Source organism: Streptosporangium amethystogenes (assembly GCF_000721075.1).
In the GTDB taxonomy this organism is placed as follows: domain Bacteria; phylum Actinomycetota; class Actinomycetes; order Streptosporangiales; family Streptosporangiaceae; genus Streptosporangium; species Streptosporangium amethystogenes.
This window is the reverse complement of sequence record NZ_JOEQ01000109.1, coordinates 1-1,883: the sequence shown is the minus strand read 5'-3', so window position 1 is coordinate 1,883 and position 1,883 is coordinate 1. Positions and strand designations below refer to the sequence as shown.

1 protein-coding gene is annotated in these 1,883 nt (G+C 70.2%); it reads right to left on the bottom strand.

Going from position 1 to position 1,883, the window contains the following annotated elements; translation table 11 throughout:
- Positions 1-1,883 (bottom strand): condensation domain-containing protein (locus IG98_RS0143765; RefSeq protein WP_245651974.1); only part of this gene is annotated, 1,883 nt, incomplete at both ends.

Here is a 1,883-nt window from a genome sequence, read left to right as displayed (position 1 = left end):
TGCGCCAGCCGATTCGCCCGCACCTCCAACTCCGCATACGACACCCCCACCCACCCGGTGACGCTCAGCCTCCTCCAGCACCTCCACCGCGCTCAACGGCAACTCCGGACCACCGTCCAGCGCCGTCTCCAACGCGGCCACCAGATTCTCTACAGCGGTACGCATCAACACGACCACCGCGTGCGAGTCCCCGGGGGGCATCGCGTCCACGGCCAGCCCCATGGCATCCGTATCGTCGTCAACGGCGACGGTCAACGGATAGTTGTTGAGCGGCCGCAAATACAGTCTGTTGATGCCCTCGATCGCCCTGTCCCGGTACTCGGCCTCCTCCTGATCGAGGACCTGGCCGGTGTTGTGCCGGTAGTTGAGGATCGAGGTGAACAGCGGCGTGTCACCCGGCACCCCGCTGACTCGCTGCGCCACCGCCAACGGCGCGTGCTCGTGCTCGTGTAATCTCGCGAGCTGCCCGCGCATGGCGGCGATCGCCGCCAGCACGCCCGTCCCGTCCACCCGCACCCGTACCGGCAGGGTGTTCATGAACAGGCCCATCACCCGGTCCGCCCCGGCCCCCGCGTTCATCCGGCCGAACAGCACCGTCCCGAACACCACGTCGTCGTGTCCGCTGGCCGCCGCCAGCACTCTCGCCCACGCCAGGTGCGCCACGGTCGCGGGACTTGTCCCGAGCTGCCGCGAGACCTCCCGCAGGCGCGTGTTCAGCTCGGGGCTGAAGCCCATGTTGGCCGTACGCATGTCCGTGCCGTCCCGGTGCACGTCCATCAGCCCGAACGGCACGGTGGGCTCGCCGACATCCCCGAGCAGTTCCGCGAAGTAGCGCTCGTGCTCCGACCGATCCATTCCACCGCGCGTCTGCGCCACGAAGTCCCGGAACGGCAGCGGCTCGGCCAGCTCCTCACCGCGGCCACCGAGAAACGCCACCACCTCTTCGAACACGGCTTCCAGCGTCGTGTGGTCCTGCACCATGTGATGCATCCGCAGCAGTGCCGCCCACCGGTCGCCGTCCGGCACGCTCGCCACCTGCAGATCGACGAGAGGGGCCCGCCTCAGGTCCATCGGCGTCGCGCCGAACGCCAGCATCTGATCCACCAGGTCCGTCTCCCGCGGATCCAGGGTCACCTCCGCTACGGGCAGCTCGGCCTGGCGCCACACCACCTGCACCGGCTCCCGCAACCCCTCCCACACGATGCCCGTGCGGTAGATGTCGTGCCGATCCACCAGTTGCTGCAGCGCGGCGATGAAGGCGTCCAGGCGAGCCCGCGAGTCGAACTCCAGCACCGTGGGCGCCGCGTAGGTGTCCCGCCCTCCAGCCGCCATGAGGTGGTGGAAGAGCAGGCCCTCCTGCAGCGGCGCCAGCGGATACACATCCGCCACGTTGCCCGCGCCGCCGTCGACCGTGGCGACCACCCGCTCGATCTCGGCCCGCGAGAGCTCGACCAGCGGCAACATCTCCGGCGTGATCTCCACCGCGCCCGCCGGGATCGCGTTGGCGGGCACTTCGACCCGGTCGGCACCGGCCGCCGCCGCCAGGCCTGCCACCGTCGGGGTCTCGAACAGCGCGCGTACCGACACGGAGACGCCGCGCACCCGGAGCCGCTCGACCAGCGACACCGCGAGCAGCGAGTGCCCGCCCAACCGGAAGAAGTTGTCGTCGACCCCCACACTGTCCAGGCCCAGGACCTCGGCGAACACCTCGCACAGGATCTCCTCCCGTACGTTGGCCGGGCCCCGGCCGGGCCCGGTCGTGTACTCGGGAGCCGGGAGTGCCTTGCGGTCCAGCTTGCCGTTCACGGTCAGCGGTAACGCCTCCATCACCACCAGCGCGGAGGGCACCATGTGATCCGGCAGGCGCCGCGCGGCGAACTCCC